This window comes from Natrononativus sp. DTA114 (assembly GCF_059736515.1).
The window spans coordinates 166596-184483 of sequence record NZ_JCASSN010000003.1; the positions used below are offsets into that span (position 1 = coordinate 166596).

The 17888-nt window shown below is 65.8% G+C and carries 18 protein-coding genes; 15 read left to right on the forward strand and 3 right to left on the reverse strand.

Annotated features, from left to right (window positions below; genetic code table 11):
* Positions 1-5 precede the first annotated feature (5 nt).
* The 6 genes from AC6I6S_RS10790 to AC6I6S_RS10815 all read left to right on the forward strand — a co-directional run bounded on the left by AC6I6S_RS10790 (position 6) and on the right by AC6I6S_RS10815 (position 6080).
* The gene (locus AC6I6S_RS10790; protein ID WP_497950055.1) at positions 6-1544 is read left to right on the forward strand and encodes a flippase; all 1539 of its coding nucleotides are present in this window, start codon (positions 6-8) and stop codon (positions 1542-1544) included.
* A 74-nt stretch (positions 1545-1618) separates the two neighbouring features.
* The gene (hisS, locus tag AC6I6S_RS10795; protein ID WP_497950056.1) at positions 1619-2920 is read left to right on the forward strand and encodes a histidine--tRNA ligase; all 1302 of its coding nucleotides are present in this window, start codon (positions 1619-1621) and stop codon (positions 2918-2920) included.
* 53 nt (positions 2921-2973) lie between these two features.
* Entirely contained in the window at positions 2974-3633 is a 660-nt protein-coding gene (locus AC6I6S_RS10800) for a helix-turn-helix domain-containing protein (RefSeq protein ID WP_497950057.1), read from the forward strand.
* Between the two features lie 166 nt (positions 3634-3799).
* Positions 3800-4243 carry a HalOD1 output domain-containing protein gene (locus tag AC6I6S_RS10805; protein WP_497950058.1) on the forward strand — a complete coding sequence of 148 codons (444 nt, stop codon included), beginning with the start codon at positions 3800-3802 and terminating at the stop codon, positions 4241-4243.
* A gap of 25 nt (positions 4244-4268) precedes the next feature.
* Positions 4269-5717, forward strand: a complete 1449-nt coding sequence (locus tag AC6I6S_RS10810; protein ID WP_497950060.1) for a sulfatase family protein — start codon at positions 4269-4271, stop codon at positions 5715-5717.
* 159 nt (positions 5718-5876) lie between these two features.
* Positions 5877-6080, forward strand: a complete 204-nt coding sequence (locus AC6I6S_RS10815) for a dodecin family protein (RefSeq protein WP_497950061.1) — start codon at positions 5877-5879, stop codon at positions 6078-6080.
* Positions 6081-6142: 62 nt separating this feature from the next.
* On the opposite strand, the gene AC6I6S_RS10820 is transcribed toward AC6I6S_RS10815, so the two are convergent.
* The gene (locus AC6I6S_RS10820; RefSeq protein ID WP_497950062.1) at positions 6143-7630 is read right to left on the reverse strand and encodes a sulfatase; all 1488 of its coding nucleotides are present in this window, start codon (positions 7628-7630) and stop codon (positions 6143-6145) included.
* A gap of 155 nt (positions 7631-7785) precedes the next feature.
* On the opposite strand from AC6I6S_RS10820, the gene truA reads away from it, so the two are divergent.
* From truA to AC6I6S_RS10840, 4 genes are all read left to right on the forward strand, one after another.
* Positions 7786-8631, forward strand: a complete 846-nt coding sequence (truA, locus tag AC6I6S_RS10825) for a tRNA pseudouridine(38-40) synthase TruA (protein ID WP_497950064.1) — start codon at positions 7786-7788, stop codon at positions 8629-8631.
* 62 nt (positions 8632-8693) lie between these two features.
* A complete protein-coding gene (locus tag AC6I6S_RS10830) occupies positions 8694-8927 on the forward strand; it encodes a hypothetical protein (RefSeq protein ID WP_497950065.1) in 234 nt (77 codons plus the stop codon).
* A gap of 35 nt (positions 8928-8962) precedes the next feature.
* Positions 8963-9205, forward strand: coding sequence for a hypothetical protein (locus AC6I6S_RS10835; protein ID WP_497950067.1), 243 nt, complete (start codon positions 8963-8965; stop codon positions 9203-9205).
* A gap of 91 nt (positions 9206-9296) precedes the next feature.
* Positions 9297-9806, forward strand: a complete 510-nt coding sequence (locus AC6I6S_RS10840) for a hypothetical protein (protein ID WP_497950068.1) — start codon at positions 9297-9299, stop codon at positions 9804-9806.
* A gap of 158 nt (positions 9807-9964) precedes the next feature.
* Here the strand turns inward: AC6I6S_RS10840 and AC6I6S_RS10845 are convergent, their stop codons facing one another.
* Entirely contained in the window at positions 9965-11329 is a 1365-nt protein-coding gene (locus AC6I6S_RS10845; RefSeq protein WP_497950069.1) for a M28 family peptidase, read from the reverse strand.
* A 95-nt stretch (positions 11330-11424) separates the two neighbouring features.
* Between AC6I6S_RS10845 and pepF the strand changes: the two genes are divergently transcribed.
* The 3 genes from pepF to AC6I6S_RS10860 all read left to right on the forward strand — a co-directional run bounded on the left by pepF (position 11425) and on the right by AC6I6S_RS10860 (position 14995).
* Complete coding sequence (pepF, locus tag AC6I6S_RS10850; RefSeq protein ID WP_497950070.1) at positions 11425-13218, forward strand: oligoendopeptidase F; 1794 nt, start codon at positions 11425-11427, stop codon at positions 13216-13218.
* A gap of 119 nt (positions 13219-13337) precedes the next feature.
* Positions 13338-14567 carry a proteasome-activating nucleotidase Pan2 gene (gene pan2, locus AC6I6S_RS10855; RefSeq protein WP_497950071.1) on the forward strand — a complete coding sequence of 410 codons (1230 nt, stop codon included), beginning with the start codon at positions 13338-13340 and terminating at the stop codon, positions 14565-14567.
* A gap of 59 nt (positions 14568-14626) precedes the next feature.
* Positions 14627-14995, forward strand: coding sequence for a cupin domain-containing protein (locus tag AC6I6S_RS10860; protein ID WP_497950073.1), 369 nt, complete (start codon positions 14627-14629; stop codon positions 14993-14995).
* Positions 14996-15219: 224 nt separating this feature from the next.
* Here AC6I6S_RS10860 and AC6I6S_RS10865 read toward each other — a convergent pair whose 3' ends face one another.
* Positions 15220-16668, reverse strand: a complete 1449-nt coding sequence (locus AC6I6S_RS10865; protein WP_497950074.1) for an ATP-binding protein — start codon at positions 16666-16668, stop codon at positions 15220-15222.
* A gap of 151 nt (positions 16669-16819) precedes the next feature.
* On the opposite strand from AC6I6S_RS10865, the gene AC6I6S_RS10870 reads away from it, so the two are divergent.
* Both AC6I6S_RS10870 and AC6I6S_RS10875 read left to right on the forward strand, forming a co-directional pair.
* Complete coding sequence (locus tag AC6I6S_RS10870; protein WP_497950076.1) at positions 16820-17188, forward strand: universal stress protein; 369 nt, start codon at positions 16820-16822, stop codon at positions 17186-17188.
* A 2-nt stretch (positions 17189-17190) separates the two neighbouring features.
* Complete coding sequence (locus AC6I6S_RS10875; protein ID WP_497950077.1) at positions 17191-17763, forward strand: GNAT family N-acetyltransferase; 573 nt, start codon at positions 17191-17193, stop codon at positions 17761-17763.
* Positions 17764-17888 lie beyond the last annotated feature (125 nt).

Genomic DNA, 17888 nt, shown 5'->3' on the forward strand with positions numbered 1-17888 from the left:
GTACAATGCCCGATGGGAGTAACCCGGTAGAGACGGCCGAAGAAGAGGTCACGGAACACGCCGACGGGGAAAGCTCGCTGGACATCGTCAGCGACGGCGCACTCATCTTCGCGGTCGGAAAAGGGATAAGCACGGTCGCCAACTTCGCTCTCCAGTTGCTCATCACGCGGACACTGGGAGCCGCAGCCTACGGCGTGTTCGCCTACGCCCAGACCATCACTTCGATCGCGGGCGTGTTCGCCCGGTTCGGGACAACCGAATCGATAATGAAGTTCGTCCCGGAGTTCGAGGACGATCGGCGAACGCAGGGGAAGTTCATCGGCACCGCCGCGTTCACGGCGATCGTCGGAAGTCTGCTCGTGGCGACGACGCTCTTTCTTACCGCGGAGACGATCAACGACTACACTCTCCAGAACCCGCTGTTCGCCGCGATTCTCAAGATATTTTCCGTCTTCCTGCCGCTACAGGTCCTGACACAGGTCGTCGCGAACGTGTTCCGGGCGTACGAAAACGCCCAGTATCACATCGGGATTGTCGACGTTCTCGTCCCGGTACTGAACGTGACCTCGGTCGGTGTCGCTCTCGCCGTCGGTGCCTCGATCGTCGGTGTCAGTGGGGCTGTCGCGTTTGCCGCCGGACTCGCGCTGGTCGTCGCCGTCACGATCTTCTTCCGAAAGATCACCGTTTCACTGACGCTTCTCAGGGATCGCGACGAACTCTTTCGGTTCTACAACTACTCGGTTCCGCTCACGCTGACGGCGGCGGGTGCACTTCTGTACACCCAGGTCGACCGACTGATGGTGGGGTTTTTCCTCGGTGACGTCGAGGTCGCGGTGTACGCGATCGCCATCTCGATCGCGACGGTCCTCGGGTTGCCGCTTACGGGTCTGAACCAGCTCTTCCCGCCGGTCGCGTCGAAACTGCACGCCCGCGAGAGCCGCGACGAACTCCAGACGATGTTCAGCACGGTGACGCGGTGGAGCTTCTCGTTGAGCCTCCTTCCCGCAGTCGTCATCTTCGTCTTTCGCGAGGAGGTGCTCGGCATCTTCGGTCCGGAGTTCGTCGCCGGGACCGCCGTTCTCTCGCTGTTCGTCCTCGCACAGCTCACCCGAAACGCGGTCGGACCGAGCGGCTACATGCTCATGATGACCGACCACCAGTACGTCGTGATGATCAACCGATGGATCCTGGGAACGCTCAACGTCGTCGCGAACTACATCCTCATCCTCGAGTACGGGTTCATCGGCGCCGCCATCGCCTCGGCGACGACGCTCGCGTTCGTCAACTGTCTGCGTCTCATCGAAATTTGGGTTCTCGAGCGCTACCAGCCGTACTCGCTGGCGTACCTGAAGCCGATCGCTGCGGCGACCGTAACGCTATTCGGGCTGTCGCTGCTGCGAACGTCCCTGCTTCCCCAGGAGCTGCCACCGGTCGCGCTCGCAGTGATCGGTGGAGCGATCGGCTGTCTTGTCTACGTCGGAATTATGCTCGTGCTCGGCCTCGAAGAGGAGGACTATCGGCTGTACGAGCGGCTGACGAGTTGAACGGCGACGGCGATCGAATTCGGTCGCCGAAATCGAACGGAGCATAGAAGTGCGACGTGACCCAATGGGGGCCCATGTACGACCGGATCAAGGGCTTTCGCGACTTCTACCCCGGCGAGATGGCCGCGCGGCGGGCCACAGTCGATACGCTGGAGGACACCGCCCGAAGCTACGGCTTCCGCGAAATCGGCACCCCCGCCCTGGAGCGAGCGGAGATGTGGACGGACAAGAGCGGCGACGACATCGTCGAGGAGCTGTACGCCTTCGAGGACAAAGGCGGCCGCCACGTTACCCTCACTCCCGAGCTCACCCCCACAGTCGCACGGATGGTCGTCGCCAAACAGCAGGCGCTCTCGAAGCCGATCAAGTGGTTCTCGACCCGACCGTTCTGGCGCTACGAGCAGGTCCAGCAGGGCCGCCAGCGCGAGTTCTACCAAACCAACGTCGACATCTTCGGCTCTTCGGAACCCGAGGCCGACGCCGAAATCCTGGCGTGGGCGGCCGACGCGCTCACCAATCTGGGCCTCACCGGCGAACACTTCGAGTTCCGGGTCTCCCACCGCGACCTCCTGGGGGGCGTCCTCGAGAGCTACGACGCCGACGTCGACACCGAGGCCGCGATCCGGGCCGTCGACAAATCCGAGAAGCTCGAGACCGCGGAGTACCACGGCCTGCTGACCGACGCGGGACTCTCCGCCGACCAGGCGGCCGAGTTCGACGACCTGATCGCGACCGGCGACCTCGAGGCCGTCGAGGCGTTCGCCGACACCGAGCGAGTCACGGCGGCCGTCGAGAACCTCGAGAACGTCCTCGCCGCCGCGGAGGACTTCGGCGCGCGGGAGTACTGTACGATCTCACTCGAGACCGCTCGCGGGCTCGACTACTACACCGGTATCGTCTTCGAGTGCTTCGATTCGACCGGCGAGGTCTCCCGGTCGATCTTTGGCGGCGGCCGCTACGACGACCTCATCGAGAGCTACGGCGGCCAGCCCACGCCCGCGGTGGGCGTCGCGCCGGGGTACGCCACCCTCTCGCTACTGTGCCAGCGGGCGGACGTCTGGCCCGAAGAGGCCGTGACGACCGACTACTACGTGCTCTCGGTCGGCGACACGCGGGCGGAGGCCGCGCGGATCACCCGCGAGTTGCGCGAACGCGGCCACGTCGTCGAGACGGATGTCGCCGGACGCTCCTTCGGCGCCCAGCTCGAGTACGCCGACTCGATCAACGCCGAGACGACGGTGATCGTCGGCGAACGCGACCTCGAGAACGACGAGGTGACGATAAAGGAGATGGAAAGCGGCGAGCAGGTCCAGGTGCCGGTGTCCGAGTTCCCCGGCGACGCCGAGCAGCCGACCTCCGACGACTTCGACGAGTAACGCGGGACCGTGGAACGCGGGTCCTTTTTATAAGGCGCTGTGGTAGCGCCCGTATGGCAACGATCGCCGACTTTCGCCTTCCACTCGTCGAGTTCCCCCTTGGCATGGCGATCGAGGCGGAGCCCTCCGTCCGCATCGAACTCGAGCGGATCGTCCCGACCGAGGAGGGCGTTCTCCCGTTCTTCTGGGTCCGGAACTGCCACGATTTCGAGGCGTTCGAGCGACGACTCCTCGAGCGGGCGGCGGTGCTATCGCTCGAACTGATCTCGGAGGCCGCCGACGATCACCTTTACCGGGCGCAGTGGAACAGCGAGGTCGAGGGGTTCGTCCGCGGCATCACCCGCATCGGCGCGACGATCCTCAACGGACGCGGCACGGTCGACGGCTGGCGGTTCGAACTCCGGTTCGGCGAGCGCGAGCAGGCCCGCTCGTTCCAGCGCTACTGCCACGAACACGACGTTCCGGTCGAACTCAACCGGATCTATACGCCCAGCGAAACTGCACTCGATGACGGCTATCCGCTGACCGACAACCAGCGGGAGACGATCCGGCTCGCGTACGACCGGGGCTACTTCGAGGAGCCACAGGGCGTGACCCAGACCGAACTCGCGACGGAGTTCGGCGTGAGTCAGCGTGCGATCTCCCGGCGTATCCGCCGTGGCCTCTCGCGGCTGGTCGGTAGCACGGTCGCCGCCGACCTCGACCCCCCGTGATTGCCAGCGGATACGCCGGCGGCATCGTTTGAATCCGTTCTATGTAGACGCGCTACCGTCACATGATCCGCTCTCATACAGTATGTACGTTTATGACGAACTCCCCCTCTCGAGTTTCGTGGAAGTGCAACCAGGTGTTTGGTCCCCTCCTCAGGGTGGTGCGCTGATGGCCGATAGCGGCAACGGAGGCGAACGGGAGAGCCCGCGGCCCCCGTTCGATGGCGGCGAGGAACCGTCCGAACTCACGCCGGACGCTGGCCCGGAGCGACCATCCCAGCCGAAGGCCGCTACCGAACAGTTAGACGACGCTGACTCGGCAGATGACGACAGGTACGAAACCCGGTACGATCCGGGCCGCGACGACTCGCTGATCTGCGTGGTCGTCGACGCTGTCGCGACGGTTGCGGACTGTGATCCGCTCGAGGTCGAACCGCTGTACGACCGCGTCGACCCCGAAGCGCTCGAATCGCTGTTCGCGCCGTCCCGTTCCGCCGGGGTGCGAGCGGGATCCGTCTCGTTCCCGGTCCACGACCACGTCGTGACCGTCGTCGACGGCGACCGCGTCCGAGTCGAACCGGGCGAGTGGAACGGTCGCCACGCGCAACGTTAACCGGCGAGCGACCGTACGACCGACGATGGGAGACTCCCGCCCGAACGTCCTGCTCGTGCTCACCGATCAGGAACGGTACGACTGCACCGCACCCGACGGGCCGCCCGTCGAGACGCCGGCGTTCGATCGACTCTCGAGTGCGGGGATGCGCTTTACGGCCGCCTCCACCCCGATCAGCATCTGTACGAGCGCGCGGGCGTCGCTGCTGACCGGGCAGTTTCCCCACAATCACGGGATGTTGAACAACTGCCACGAGGAGGACGCGATCCAGGCGAACCTCCCGCCGGGGCTGCCGACCTTTTCGGAACGTCTGGCCGACGCCGGCTACGACCTCACCTACACCGGCAAGTGGCACGTCGGCCGCGACCAGGTCCCCGAGGACTTCGGCTTCGAGTACCTCGGCGGCAGCGACAAGCACCACGACGACATCGACACCGCCTTTCGCGAGTACCGCGAGGAACTGGGCGAACCGGTGGAGGCGGACCTCGAGAACGCGATCTACACCCACGACGACCCCGAGGAGGGAACGCTCGTCGCCGCGAAAACCCCCGTTAGCGTCGAGGCGACACGGGCGTACTTCCTCGCAGAACGGACGATCGACGCCCTCGAGGCTCACGCCGAGGGCGACCGCCCTGACCCCGAGACGCCCTTTTTCCACCGGGCGGACTTCTACGGCCCGCACCACCCCTACGTCGTCCCCGAGCCCTACGCCTCGATGTACGACCCCGCCGAAATCGAGCCCTGGGAGACGTACGCCGAAACCTACGACGGCAAGCCGGCGGTCCACGAGCAGTTCCTCTCCTACCGCGGGGTGGCCGACTTCGACTGGGACACCTGGGCCGAGGCCGTCGCGAAGTACTGGGGGTTCGTCAGCCTGATCGACGACCAGTTCGGCCAGATCCTCGAGGCCCTCGAGGAACTCGGCCTCGCCGACGAAACCGCGGTCGTCCACGCCTCGGATCACGGCGACTTCACCGGGAGTCACCGCCAGTTCAACAAGGGGCCGCTGATGTACGATGAGACCTACCACATCCCCTTGCAGGTTCGCTGGCCGGGCGTCGTCGAGCCCGGAACGACCTGCGACGCCCCCGTCCACCTCCACGACCTCGCGCCGACGTTCCTCGAGATGGCCGACGTCTCGATCCCGGACTCCGTCGACGCGCGGAGCCTGGTTCCGCTGCTCGAGGGGGGCAGCCCGGAGGAGTGGCCCGACTCGACGTTCGCCCAGTACCACGGCGAGGAGTTCGGCCTCTACAGCCAGCGGATGGTCCGCACCGAGCGGTACAAGTTCGTCTACAACGGCCCGGATATCAACGAACTGTACGACCTCGAGGCCGATCCCGCCGAACTCCACAACCTGATCGACCACCCCGAGTACGAGGGGATTCGCCGCGAGATGGCCGACCGGCTGGTGGCGTGGATGAACGACACCGACGATCCGAACCGGAAGTGGGTGCCGAAGACGCTCGAGTGAGTCTCCACGAACTTCCTCGTCCGCAGGCTCGTTTCCTCGCCCGTAGGTCGTCAGACCACGCGCTCGAGTCGGCGACCGTTGACCGGACCTGTCGTTGCACCTGATCGACAGCCGGCCGTGAAAAAGGACTAAGAACGGATCTAGTGTACGACAGGTGCTATGACGGCAGTCAAAGTAATTCGCGTAATGGGAACGTCGGAAGAATCGTGGGAAGAAGCGGCTCACGAAGCGTTCCGCGAGGCCAGTCAGACGGTCGACGACATTTCGGGAATCAGGGTCGAAAACTGGACCGCAAACGTCGAGGACGGCGAAATAACCGAGTACAAGGCGACGACCGAAATCGCGTTTCCCGTTCAGCACTGATCCGGACCCCGTGGAGTCGGATCGATCGTTTCGAGCACTGAACGAGTCTACGGCGGCCGACCCTACAGATACCCGAGATCCGCCAATCGCTCCTTCGTCGAGTCGCGCATCGACACCGTCTCCGCGCCGTCGGCGGCCTCGAGCCCCTCGAACTGCCCCTCCAGCCTGGCCGCCAGTTCGGCCGCCCGATCGGGTTCCTCGCTCGAGACGTCGACCCGTTCCCGGGGATCGGTCACGAGGCGGTGGAGCCGTTCGAAGCCGTCGTCGCCGACGACGTACTTGTACTCGTCCGTGCGGATCGCGCGGAGCCGGCGGTCGAACGCCCGGACCCGGTCGGGAATCTCGCCGAAGCGCGCCTCGAGGCGCTCGATCGAGGGCTGCGGGGAGACGTACTCGGCGAAGACGGCGTCCCGTGACTCGGCCGTCGAACCCGGACACAGCGACCGGCCGTGGCTCTGTGCGGCGAGTTCGTGGTCGCTGACGCCGGCCGCCTCGAGTAGCGTGTCGGGGAGGTCGAGCAACTGGGCGAGGTCGTTCCGTCGGCCGCCGCCGGTAAACGGGCCGCCGTGGAGCACCAGCGGCACGTGGAGGAGGGTGTCGTACAGGTTGTACTGGTGGCCGAAGAAGCCGTGTTCGCCGACGTGTTCGCCGTGGTCGCCACAGACCACCAGCAGGGTGTCCTCCCACTCGCCGGCGTCCTCGAGGGCGACTCGCAGGCGCTTTATCTGGTCGTCGACGTAGGCGAGCTCGGCCTGGTACAGGCCCCGGAGGAGCGCGAACTCCCGGTCGGTGACCTCGTAGTCGCCGACGTCGTACGCACGGGGGTCCTGGCGGATCGAGATTGCCTCCTCGTAGCTCGCGCCCTCGGGGAGGAACCGGTCTGCATACGCCTGTGGTGGATCGTACTGGACGTGGGGTTCGATGTAGTTACAGAACAGGAAAAACGGCCGCTCACTGGTGCGAGCCGTGAGCCAGTCGCGCACCCAGCCGGTCGTCCGGTCGGCGCCGTCGTCGCCCGCCGGCTGGAGGAGTTCGCTGTAGAGGACGTTGGCCGCGTTGACCACGGGGTTTCCGTCGAACAGCCGGTCGCGGGCGGCCTCGAGCTTCTCCCGTAAATCCTCGCCCCGGACGACGGTTCCCATGTCGGTGTCAGACTGGATGTACTGCCAACCCCGTCGCAGTTCATCGAATCCGCGGTCGAACCCGAACTCCTCGGTGATCCAGGTGTTGTTCGAGACGCCGACGGTTTCGTAGCCGGCGTCGGCGAACGCCTCCGGCAGCGTCCGCAGGGAGTCGTTCAGAAAGGTGTGGCCGCCGTGGGTGCCGTGTTCGGTGGGGTAGGTGCCGGTGAAGATCGATGCGTGAGAGGGGAGCGTCCAGGGTGCGGTCGCGAACGCGCGGTCGAACGCCGTCCCTTCGTCGGCGAGGGCGGTGAGCGTCGGCATCGTCCGCCGATCGACGCTCGTCGCCCGTGCCGTATCGAGGACGACGAACACCACGTTCCGCACGGTATCATGGGGGTCGGGATCACGCTCGGTTGTCTCCGTCATAGCCCCACATCCACCGTTCGTGGGGAAGGCCACACCCCCGGAGTATGCAGGCCGTACAGGGGGTCGGAGAGTCCGTCACAAATTCGAACTCGAGCGGTGTGGCGCTCGAGGAAACAGCGAACGGTATAACACCCGTCACCGCCTGCGTCGAAACGATGCCCCGGCGCGCGTTTCGGATCGCCTACGACGGCTCGAGCTACTACGGCTACCAGCGCCAGCCCGACGTCCCCACCGTCGAGGACGCGATCTTCGACGCCCTCCGTCGACTCGAGGTACTCGCTCCGGACGCCCACCGCCCCGTCGGGTACGCCGCGGCGGGCCGAACCGACGCCGGCGTCTCCGCACTCGCCCAGACCATCGGCCTCGAGGCCCCCGACTGGCTCACCCCGCGGGCGCTGAACGCCGAACTCCCCGCCGAAATCCGCGCGTGGGCGGCGGCCGACGCCCCCGACGACTTTCACGCGACCCACCACGCACTGCGTCGGGAGTACGTCTACCACCTCTACGCGCCACGTACGGGGACGAAACCGGCTGCCGCCGAAGCCGGTCCCGTCGACGACGACCGTTTTCGTGAAGCCCTCGAGGCGCTCTCCGGCCCCCACGACTTTCACAACCTCACGCCGGACGACCGCAACACCGAGCGAGAGCCGAGTCTCGAGGCGGCCCGCGACGGCGACTACCTCGTCGTCACCGTTTCGGCACCGGGCTTTTCGCGCGAACTCGTTCGCCGACTCGTCTCGCTGGCTCGGGACGTCGGCGCGGGCGCGGAACCGCCCGCGAAGATCGACCGCGTCCTCGAGTCCGACCCGCTGCCGGGCCACGAGGGGGTCGCCCCGGCGCCCCCGGAGCCGCTCGTTCTGGCGCACGTCGAGTATCCGGACCCCGCGTTTCGCGTCGACGAGGCGGCCGCCGCAAGCGCGCGCGAGGTGTTCGAGGAGCGTCGACTCGAGCGGGCGACCGGGGCTCGAGTCGCCGGACAGCTCCGAGACGGGGTTCGGTGAGTCGGTCGTCTCAAACAGATCAATTTCGGAATGTTTTCGGCGACCCCTCGAGTTCGTCCGGTATGGTCGAGACGAACACGTTCTGGGACGCCGCGGCGCTCATGACCGGCGGCGCGATCGCGGCCGCAACGCCGTGGCTCGTCGCCGGACTCCTGTACGACAGCTACGGCCTCGAGGGTGCTATCGTCGGGGTTGTAATCGGGCTGCTCGGCGTCCTCCTCGGCTTTCGATACGTTTCGGAGGGAATCTCGCTGGTCGTTGCCGAAACCCTCGCCGACGAACTCGAGGGGCGGTAACAGCGTTTTTGTAGGCTGACTGCACAGTCGTCGCCATGGAACTCTCTCCGGAGGAGTACGGCACCTACTGGCGGGCGTCGGCTCGCATCGCCGCGGGGTTGCTCGTGGTCCTCGGCGGTTACCGACTCGCTACGCCGATGATCGCCCACCCCGAACCGGCCGCGACGGGGTTCGGACTCCTCTTTTTCGTGGGACTCACGCTGGCGGGAACCTTTCTCGCGACGCTCGGGGTCGCTCGAGTCGTTCGGGCCGCCGTCGCCGCAGAAAATCGGCGATGATCTCCCGTGATCCGCACCGAACTACCCGGAACAGAGTCTGCGAATAGAGTGTTGACACAAGATATTTAGGACCTGTCGAGATATTGATTATATGAACCGCCGCCCACTCCTTGCGTCTCTCGCAGGTCTGTGCTCGCTTCTCGGGAGCGGGTGTACCGCTTCCTCTACTCGGGAGCATGCAACCGAGGGAGACGACGCCAATCCAATTGACGCTGAACCTGCGGACCTCCTGCTCGAACGTGAGGAGTTACCGGGAGACGACTGGAATCTCGATAAGGAAGAGGAGTTTGAGACGGAGGTACGGCGGTATTTCAGACGAGATGACGAATGGATCGGCGTTGGCGTCGAAATATTTGAATCCGTTGAAGACGCGAAAGACTCGATGGACTCGGATAAAGAATATCACAAGCAAGCTGAAAACGAGATCGAACCACACCGCGTTGGCTCTAACGGCTTCATTAGAACCGACATGTACCCCACAGTCGTGTTTCGTGATGCGAACGTCGAGGGGTTTGCGTTACACAGAAACGTCGCCGAGGGCGATGACGATGAAGAGATTGCGTTTCGCACAGCAGTAGAACTGCACGAAAAGTGGCGCTGAGAGGACGAGAGAGTACCGCGCTTCTTTACACTGGACTAACATGTAATTTACTTTGACAGAGTATTTCGCATTCCGCGTTGATCGCCCCTCGGTTCGTACCACAGTCGCGCCTCGTCTTTCACAGCGTCGTCTCCGATACTGGGCTCTTCCGTGGCTCGTTACTCCCAGGCCTCAGGCCAGATCTCAGAGGCCCGCATTCCCGGCTCGTAATCCTGTTCCTCGAACGCCTCGCGCAGTTCGTCGCCGTCGATCCGCGGGACGTCGCGCCCGCTTAGCTCTCGGACCAGCAGCGCGGTGAGCATCGCGTGCTCGCGCAGGTTTCGGGGGTCGACCTTGTCTCGAGTGTCCGCCGCCGTGTGTCCCCAGCCGCGGCCGCGCTCGCCGCCCGCCGGGGGTTCGCTGTGGAGTTGCAGCGACGGGACACCCTCCCGGAGGAACGGCCAGTGGTCGCTGAAGGGGTGGGGGTCGAGTTCGTGGACCACCGGCTGGCCGAACTCCTGGGTCACCTCGCTCGCCAGCGTCTCGAGTTCGCCGGCGCTGTGGCTGTACGCCTGCAGGTTCCGGAACCGCCCCGCGCCGTCGACGTTGACCACGGCGCGGACGGACTCGAGGTCGCTCTCCGCGGCGAGCGCGGCGGCACCCATCAGACCGACCTCCTCGCAGCCGACGCCGGCGACCCGGACCCGGCACTCGAGGTCGTCCTCGACCGCCGAAAGAATCGCGGCGGCCCCGGCCACCGTGGCGATTCCGCAGCCGTTGTCCAGCGCACCTTCGGCGATGTCGTGGCCGTCGTAGTGCGCGAGGACGACGATTTCGTCGGCGGTGTCGGGGCCGAGGCTCCCGACGACGTTCTGGCTCGAGCCCGCTTCCGTCGTCGCGTCGACGCGCAGGCGGGCGCGGCCGCCCTGTTCGGCGTACTCGGTGAGCCAGTCGTGGGTTTCGGCGCTGACGCCGACGCCGGGCATCGCGGCCTCCCCGTCGAACTTCAGCGAGCCCGTGGGTGGAAGCTGCCCGGGGACGTGGTTCGCGAAGACGAACGCCTCCGCGCCCGCCGCGGCGGCGTGGCCGAACTTCTCCATCCGGTGGACGAACCGCTGGCCTGGCGGCGTCGTGGTGCTCGCGACGACGATCGCTCCCCGCACCGCCTCGCCCGCCTCTTCGATCTCTTCGGGGGTGCCGTAGCCGACGTCGACCAGCGGCCCCTCCACGTCGCCCGCGGCGCTGTAGGGGAGCGCGATCGCCTCGAAGGAGCGTTCGACGGGTTCGGTGACGGCGAACTCGGTGGTGCCGCGCTCCCAGTGGCTCATCGAGAACTCCTCGAGCGTCGGCTCCCGTACCCCCGCGTCGGCGAACGCTTCCCGGACGAACTCTGCGGCCCGGCGCTCGCCCGGCGAGCCGCCCATCCGGCTCTCGAGCTGGGTCAGTTCGGTGAGCAGGTCCCAGGCTCGGTCGTCGTGCCATGCGGCCCCGAGCGCGCGCTCGAGGGTCTCCCCGCCGCCAGTCGTCTCCGTAGACTCGTGCATGTCTCACCCTCACACGGCGGGGAGAAAAGCGCTCAGGTCTGCCCGCATCGCGCCGGTTCGGCAACCTTTACCAGCTACGTTCCGAAACGGCGGCTATGAGTTCCGTTCCGGACCGCTCCGAGATTGACGAACAGTACACCTGGGATCTCGAGAGCATCTACGCGACCGACGAGGACTGGGAGGCCGCCTACGAGGAGACCACAGAGCGGATCGAGGACCTCGCTGCCTACGAGGGCCAGGCGACGGACGACGGCGAGACGCTGCTGACGATCCTCGAGTTGCGCGACCAGCTGATGCGCGAGGTGTCGATGGTCGCCTCCTACGCCCGGATGCGAAGCGACGAGGACACGACGAACCAGGAGTACCAGGCGATGAGCGCCCGCGCGCAGTCGCTCGCGGCGGACGCCCAGTCGGCGGCCTCCTTCATCGATCCCGAACTCCAGACGCTGACCCGCGGGGAGTTCGACGAGATGGTCGAGGAGGCGCCGGATCTCGAGCTGTACGACCACTACGTCGACGACGTATTGCGGATGAAACCTCACACCCGCTCGGCGGAGGTCGAGGCGCTGCTCGCGGATCTGGGCGAAGTCACGGGGGCAACCGGCGACGTCTACAACATGCTCTCGAACGCGGACATGACGTTCCCCACTGTCGAGGACCCCGACGGAGAGCCCGTCGAGATCACCCAGAGCAACCTCACGAACCTGCTCAAGCGCACCGACCGCGAGTTCCGCCAGCGGGTCTACGAGGGCTACTTCGACGAGTGGGAGTCGATGCGCAACACGGTCGCCTCGACGTACAAGAACAGCGTCAAGGCCGACGTGAAGCTGGCTCAGGCGCGCAACTACGATACCGCCCGCGAGGCCGCCCTCGACGGCCCGAACGTGCCGGTGTCAGTCTACGATACCCTCGTCGAGAGCGTCAACGATAACCTCGAGCACCTCCACACGCACGCCGAACTCAAGCGGGACGCCCTCGGCGTCGACGAACTCGAGATGTGGGACCTCTACATGCCGCTGACCGGCGACGAGGGCCCCGAGATCGAGTACGACGACGCCGCCAAGTACGTCGTCGAGGCCGTCGCCCCGCTGGGCGAGGAGTACCAGTCCCGCGTCGCGGAGGGCCTCGAGTCGCGGTGGGTCGACGTCTACGAGAACGAGGGCAAGCGCGCCGGCGCGTACTCCGGGGGCACCTACGACACCCAGCCGTTCATCCTGATGAACTACCAGGACGACGTCTCCTCGATGTACACGCTGGCTCACGAACTCGGCCACTCGATGCACTCCGAACTCGCGACGGAGAGCCAGCCGTACGTCTACTCCGGCTACGAGATCTTCGTCGCCGAGGTCGCCAGCACCGTCAACGAGGCGCTGCTGACGAACCACCTCCTCGAGACCGTCGAAGAGCCCGCCCTCCGTAAGGCGGTGCTCAACGAGTTCGCCGAGCGCGTGCGCTCGACGCTCTACCGCCAGACGCTGTTCGCGGAGTTCGAGCACGAGGCGCACGAACTCGAGGAGGCGGGCGAGCCGCTCACCGCCGACCGTCTCGACGAACTCTACCACGATCTGAAGTCGGCCTACTACGAGCCGGCGAACGCCGACGATCGGATCGCCCGCGAATGGATGCGCATCCCGCACTTCTATCGGGCCTTCTACGTCTACCAGTACGCGACCGGCATCTCCGCTGCGCTCGCCATCTCCGAGGACGTCCTCGCAAACGGCGCCGATGCTGCGGAGGACTACCTGGAGTTCCTGCGCCGGGGCTCGCGAGAGTACCCCCTCGAGTTGCTCCGGATCGCCGGCATCGACATGAGCACCTCGGCGCCGATCGACCGCGCGCTCGCGACCTACGGCGACCGTCTCGAAGAGCTCGAGGCGCTGCTGGGGTAGCCCTCTTTTTTGCTGTACGGCCACTCTGCATCGGGTAACTGCCCGTTACAGGGGTGACGATAGAGACGACCGCAACCCAAAGGCACATTTATCGTGGACATCTAATCGGCGTACAGCAGATGTCTCGAAGCCCGTCTCTTCCCGACCGGCCCCGCCGTGAGATCGATCCGGATCTCACGGGTGAACAGCGGCTCGAGGCGTTACGTGATCACTTCTCGGACATCACTGACGTTCACACGCAGCTCTCACAGCAACTCGAGTCCGCCCGGGAACGCCGCACACGCCTCCAGGAGAAAGTCGACCGTATCGAGCGAGAAAACGAGTGCCTCAAGAGTTCCTCGCTGTACATCGCGACCGTCGAGGACATGATCGACGGCGAGGTCATCGTCAAACAACACGGCAACAACCAGGAGGTCCTCACGGAGGTCTCCCCGCGGATGGCCGACCGTCTCGACGCGGGCGACCGCGTCGCGGTCAACGACTCCTTCGGCATCCAGAAGTTGCTCACCGCCGAGACCGACGCTCGCGCGCAGACGATGGAGATCACCGAGCGCCCGCAGGTCGACTACACCGACATCGGCGGCATCGACGAGCAGGTCCGCGAGGTCCGCGAGGCCGTCGAACAGCCCCTAGCCCAGCCCGAACTGTTCGAAGACGTCGGTATCGAACCCCCGAGCGGCGTGTTGCTCTACGGGCCGCCCGGAACCGGCAAGACGATGCTGGCCAAGGCCGTCGCCAACCAGACCGACGCCACCTTCATCAAGATGGCCGGCTCGGAACTCGTCCGTAAGTTCATCGGCGAGGGCTCCCGACTGGTGCGGGATCTCTTCGAGATGGCCCGTGAGCGCGAACCCGCCATCATCTTCATCGACGAGATCGACGCCATCGCGGCCACGCGAACGGAGTCGAAAACCAGCGGGGACGCCGAGGTCCAGCGAACGATGATGCAACTCCTGAGCGAGATGGACGGCTTCGAAGCCCGCGGCGAGATCCGCATCATCGCCGCCACGAACCGTTTCGACATGCTCGACCGGGCCATCCTCCGACCCGGCCGGTTCGACCGCCTCATCGAGGTGCCCGAACCCGACCGCGACGGCCGCGAGCAGATCTTCCAGATCCACACCCGCGGGATGAGCGTCGACGACGCTGTCAGCTTCGACGCCCTGGCCGACGAAACCGACGGCTACTCCGGCGCCGAAATCGAGAGCGTCACTACCGAAGCGGGGATGTTCGCCATCCGCAACGACCGCACGACGGTCGAGCAGACGGACTTCGAGAACGCCTTAGAGAAGATCGAGGACGACGACGGCAACGACGTCGTCTCCTCGGCGGGCTACTTCTACCAGTAACTCCCGGCTGCGATCTCGCGGCCAGTACGATTATGCGGCGGGAGACGCGCCCATCGAGTATGGGATATCACGTCGTCGATCCCGATGACATCGAACCGATGGCGGCCAACGGTCGCGAATGCCGCTCGATCAGCGACGCCGTGGCGTTCGAAAACGTCGGCGTGAACGTGTTCGACGCACCACCGGGAGCGCAGATTCCGCTCATGTACCACGCCCACGAGGATCAGGAGGAGGCGTTCTTCGTCTCGAGCGGGGCGATCCGCGTCGAAACTCCGGACGAAACGTTCGCCGTCGACGAGGGTCAGTTCTTCGCGGTCGAACCCGGAAATCCACACCGGGCGTTCGTTCCGGAGGGCGCAGACGAGAGCGCGACGGTGCTCGCGGTCGGCGCGCCGCGCGTCGACGACGTCTCCCGGTACGAGCCGTAGCTCGAGCCCCGGCCGGTGGACGAGCTACGTCTCTACCCGAGAACGCACTCTCGGTGTAGCACCCATTTCGCGAGTGCCCGTTCGAAGACGTTCTCGGGAAGTTCGGTGACCCAGTCGGAATCCTCGATCGGCTCTCCGTCCTCGGTGCCCGTTACCGATCGAAAATAGAGGGATCGGTGGAGCCTCACCGCCCAGCCGTGCCGACGCTCTCGAGTCGAGTCGGCTCAGTGATCGTGGTCGTGTGAGTGGTCGTGGCTGTGACCGCCGTCGCTGGCCTTCCCGAGGTCGCCGCCCGCGACCAGCGCGTCGTGGTCGCCCTCGATCATGTCCATGTTCTTCAGGTTGTCCCGCTCCTCGAAGTCGGCAACGGCCTCGAGCAGGTCGTCCTGGGTCAGGACGCGCCTATTTTCGGTGAGCGCCTCGAGCACTGCCTCCCGCATGACCATCCGGAGGTCGCTGCCGGTGAGCCCTTCGGTGGCCTCGGCGATGGCGTAGGGGTCGAACTCGTCGATGTCCATCGCGCGGGTGATCACCTCGAGGATGTCCGCGCGCATCCCCGAGTCGGGTTTGGGGAAGTTGACGATCTCGTCGAACCGCCGCCAGGCGGCGGCGTCTAGCTGATCGGGGTGGTTGGTCGCGCCGATCAGGAGCACGTCGTCCTGGATCAGCGAGATGTTGTCGACGGCCTTGAGCAGCGTGTTCACCGCGCGCTTGAGCGCGGCGTGCTCGTCGCTCCGGCGCGTTTTGGCGACGAAGTCGAACTCGTCGATGAAGAGGATACACGGCGAGAGTCGCTTCGCGACCTCGAACGTCTTGTCGACGTTCTTGGCGGTTTCGCCTAGATACTGGGAGGTGATCATCGACAGTTTGACCTCGACGAACGGGAGGTCCATGTCCCGTGCCAGCGCCTGGGCCGTGGACGTCTTCCCGGTCCCCGGCGGGCCGACGAACAGCAGTTTGCCGATCTCGCGCAGGCCGATCTGGGCGAGGTAGTCGCGGTGTTCGATCGCCTTCGCGATCTTCTCGATCTCGGCCTCCTGGCCCGGCGTCAGCACGATATCGTCGAGCGAGATGTCGACCTCCTCGGGAGCGCGCACGTCGACCAGGTCGAGCATCTCCTCGTCGTCCTCGCCGTCGAAGTACTCCTCGAGCAGGCCGTCGATCCAGACCCGGTCGGCCTGGATGGGGCGGTTGCGCTCCCTGGCTTCCTCGTAGTCGACGCCCACGCCCTCGCGGTCCTCGAAGTGTTTCGCGAGTGTCGGATTCTCGAGCAGCCGCTCGTCGCCGGCGCGCTCGAGGAACCATCGCTCGGCCAGCTCCTGCTGGGTAAGCGAGATGGTTCCGGAGAACTCGTCCCTGTCGGTGAACATGAGCTCCGAGACGGCGTTCCACGGGCGATCGACGCCCGTCGCCGCCCGCGCCGTCGAGTTCGTCGCCGACAGCGGCCGGTGGATTCCACCGCGGTGGCGCCGCCTGCGGGAGCCACCGCTCTGGCCGTCGTCACCGCTCTGGCCGTCGTCACCGCTCTCGTCGCCGTCGTCGTCGCTCGAGGCGCCGGTCCAGAAGACCCGTCGAACGGTCGGCGGAAGGTCGTTTTCGTCCAGCGATCGATCGTCCGAATAGACGCTCGTCGTGAGCAGGAACTCCACGACGTCGAGCGCCGAGTTACTCATTCTTCGAATGTAGCAACTGCTCGGCCTTAATCCCGTCGTCCCACCGGACGTGTGCGAGTTCGTCACCCGGCGGCGTTCATCCGCGGTTCGCTACCCGCTCGAGCGGTCGAACCGGCGCAATCATTTTCCGCCGGCGGTACCCAGAGGGGGTATGAACGTGTTGCTGGGACTCGGCGGCAGCGACGAGTCGATGAAGGCGCTCCGCCGAACGATCGATCGGACGCGCGAGGCGGGCGACGATCTCACCGTCGCCGTTATCGAGAAACCCGAGGCCGATCGCACACCGGAGGAGATGGCCCACCAGGCGGAGAAACTCCTCTCGGAGGCCGGGATCGATGCCGAGGTGACACAGCTCGCGGGCGACCCCGGCAGCGCGCTAGTCGACTTCGCAGAGGGCGGGCAGTTCGACCAACTCGTGATCGGCGGGGGAACCGAAAGCCCGATGGGGAAGATCCGACTCGGGGGGATCACCGAGTTCGTCCTGTTGAACGCGACGACGACCGTCAAGCTGATCCGATAACCATGCCCGGAACGCGCGTCTACCCCGACGAGTGCTCGGGGCCGTTTCCGGCACCGCCGATCGGCTTCGAGGACGCAGAGGGTCGGTCGATCGAGATCGAAGTGCTCGCGGACTCCCAGGCTACGGGCGCCGGCGATCTCGCCGGGATGTACGTCCAGTTCGACCCCGCCGACCGCGCACAGGGAATTCCACCGACCGGCGAGGGGCGCATCCGGGAGTGGCTCGAGCCCATTCTGGCCGACGGGGTCAACGTCGTCGCCCGCGACGAAGCGTCCGGAACCGTCGTCGGCCACGCGACCCTGGTTCCGGACACCGACGACCCCGCGTCGGTCGAGGACCTGGGCGAGATCGAGTGGGAACTCGCGATCTTCGTCCTCCAGGCCTACCAGCAGGCCGGCATCGGTACCCAGCTCCTCGAGACGCTGCTCGGCCACGCCAGCGACCGGGGCATCGAGCACGTCTGGCTCACCGTCGAGCGCTGGAACGGTCCCGCGATCGCCCTCTACGAGCGGGTCGGCTTCGAGATCTCCGGCGCCGAGAGCTTCGAACAGGAGATGTCGATCCGACTCGAGTAGGCGGATCGAGCCGTCGACACCGGCCAGTCGAACTTGCAGGGTACGAGGTGTCGCGTACTGCCCCGTACCCGAGAACCTCGGTAGCTGTCCGCCGTTTTGTGTCAAGATCTATCACACCCGGGCAC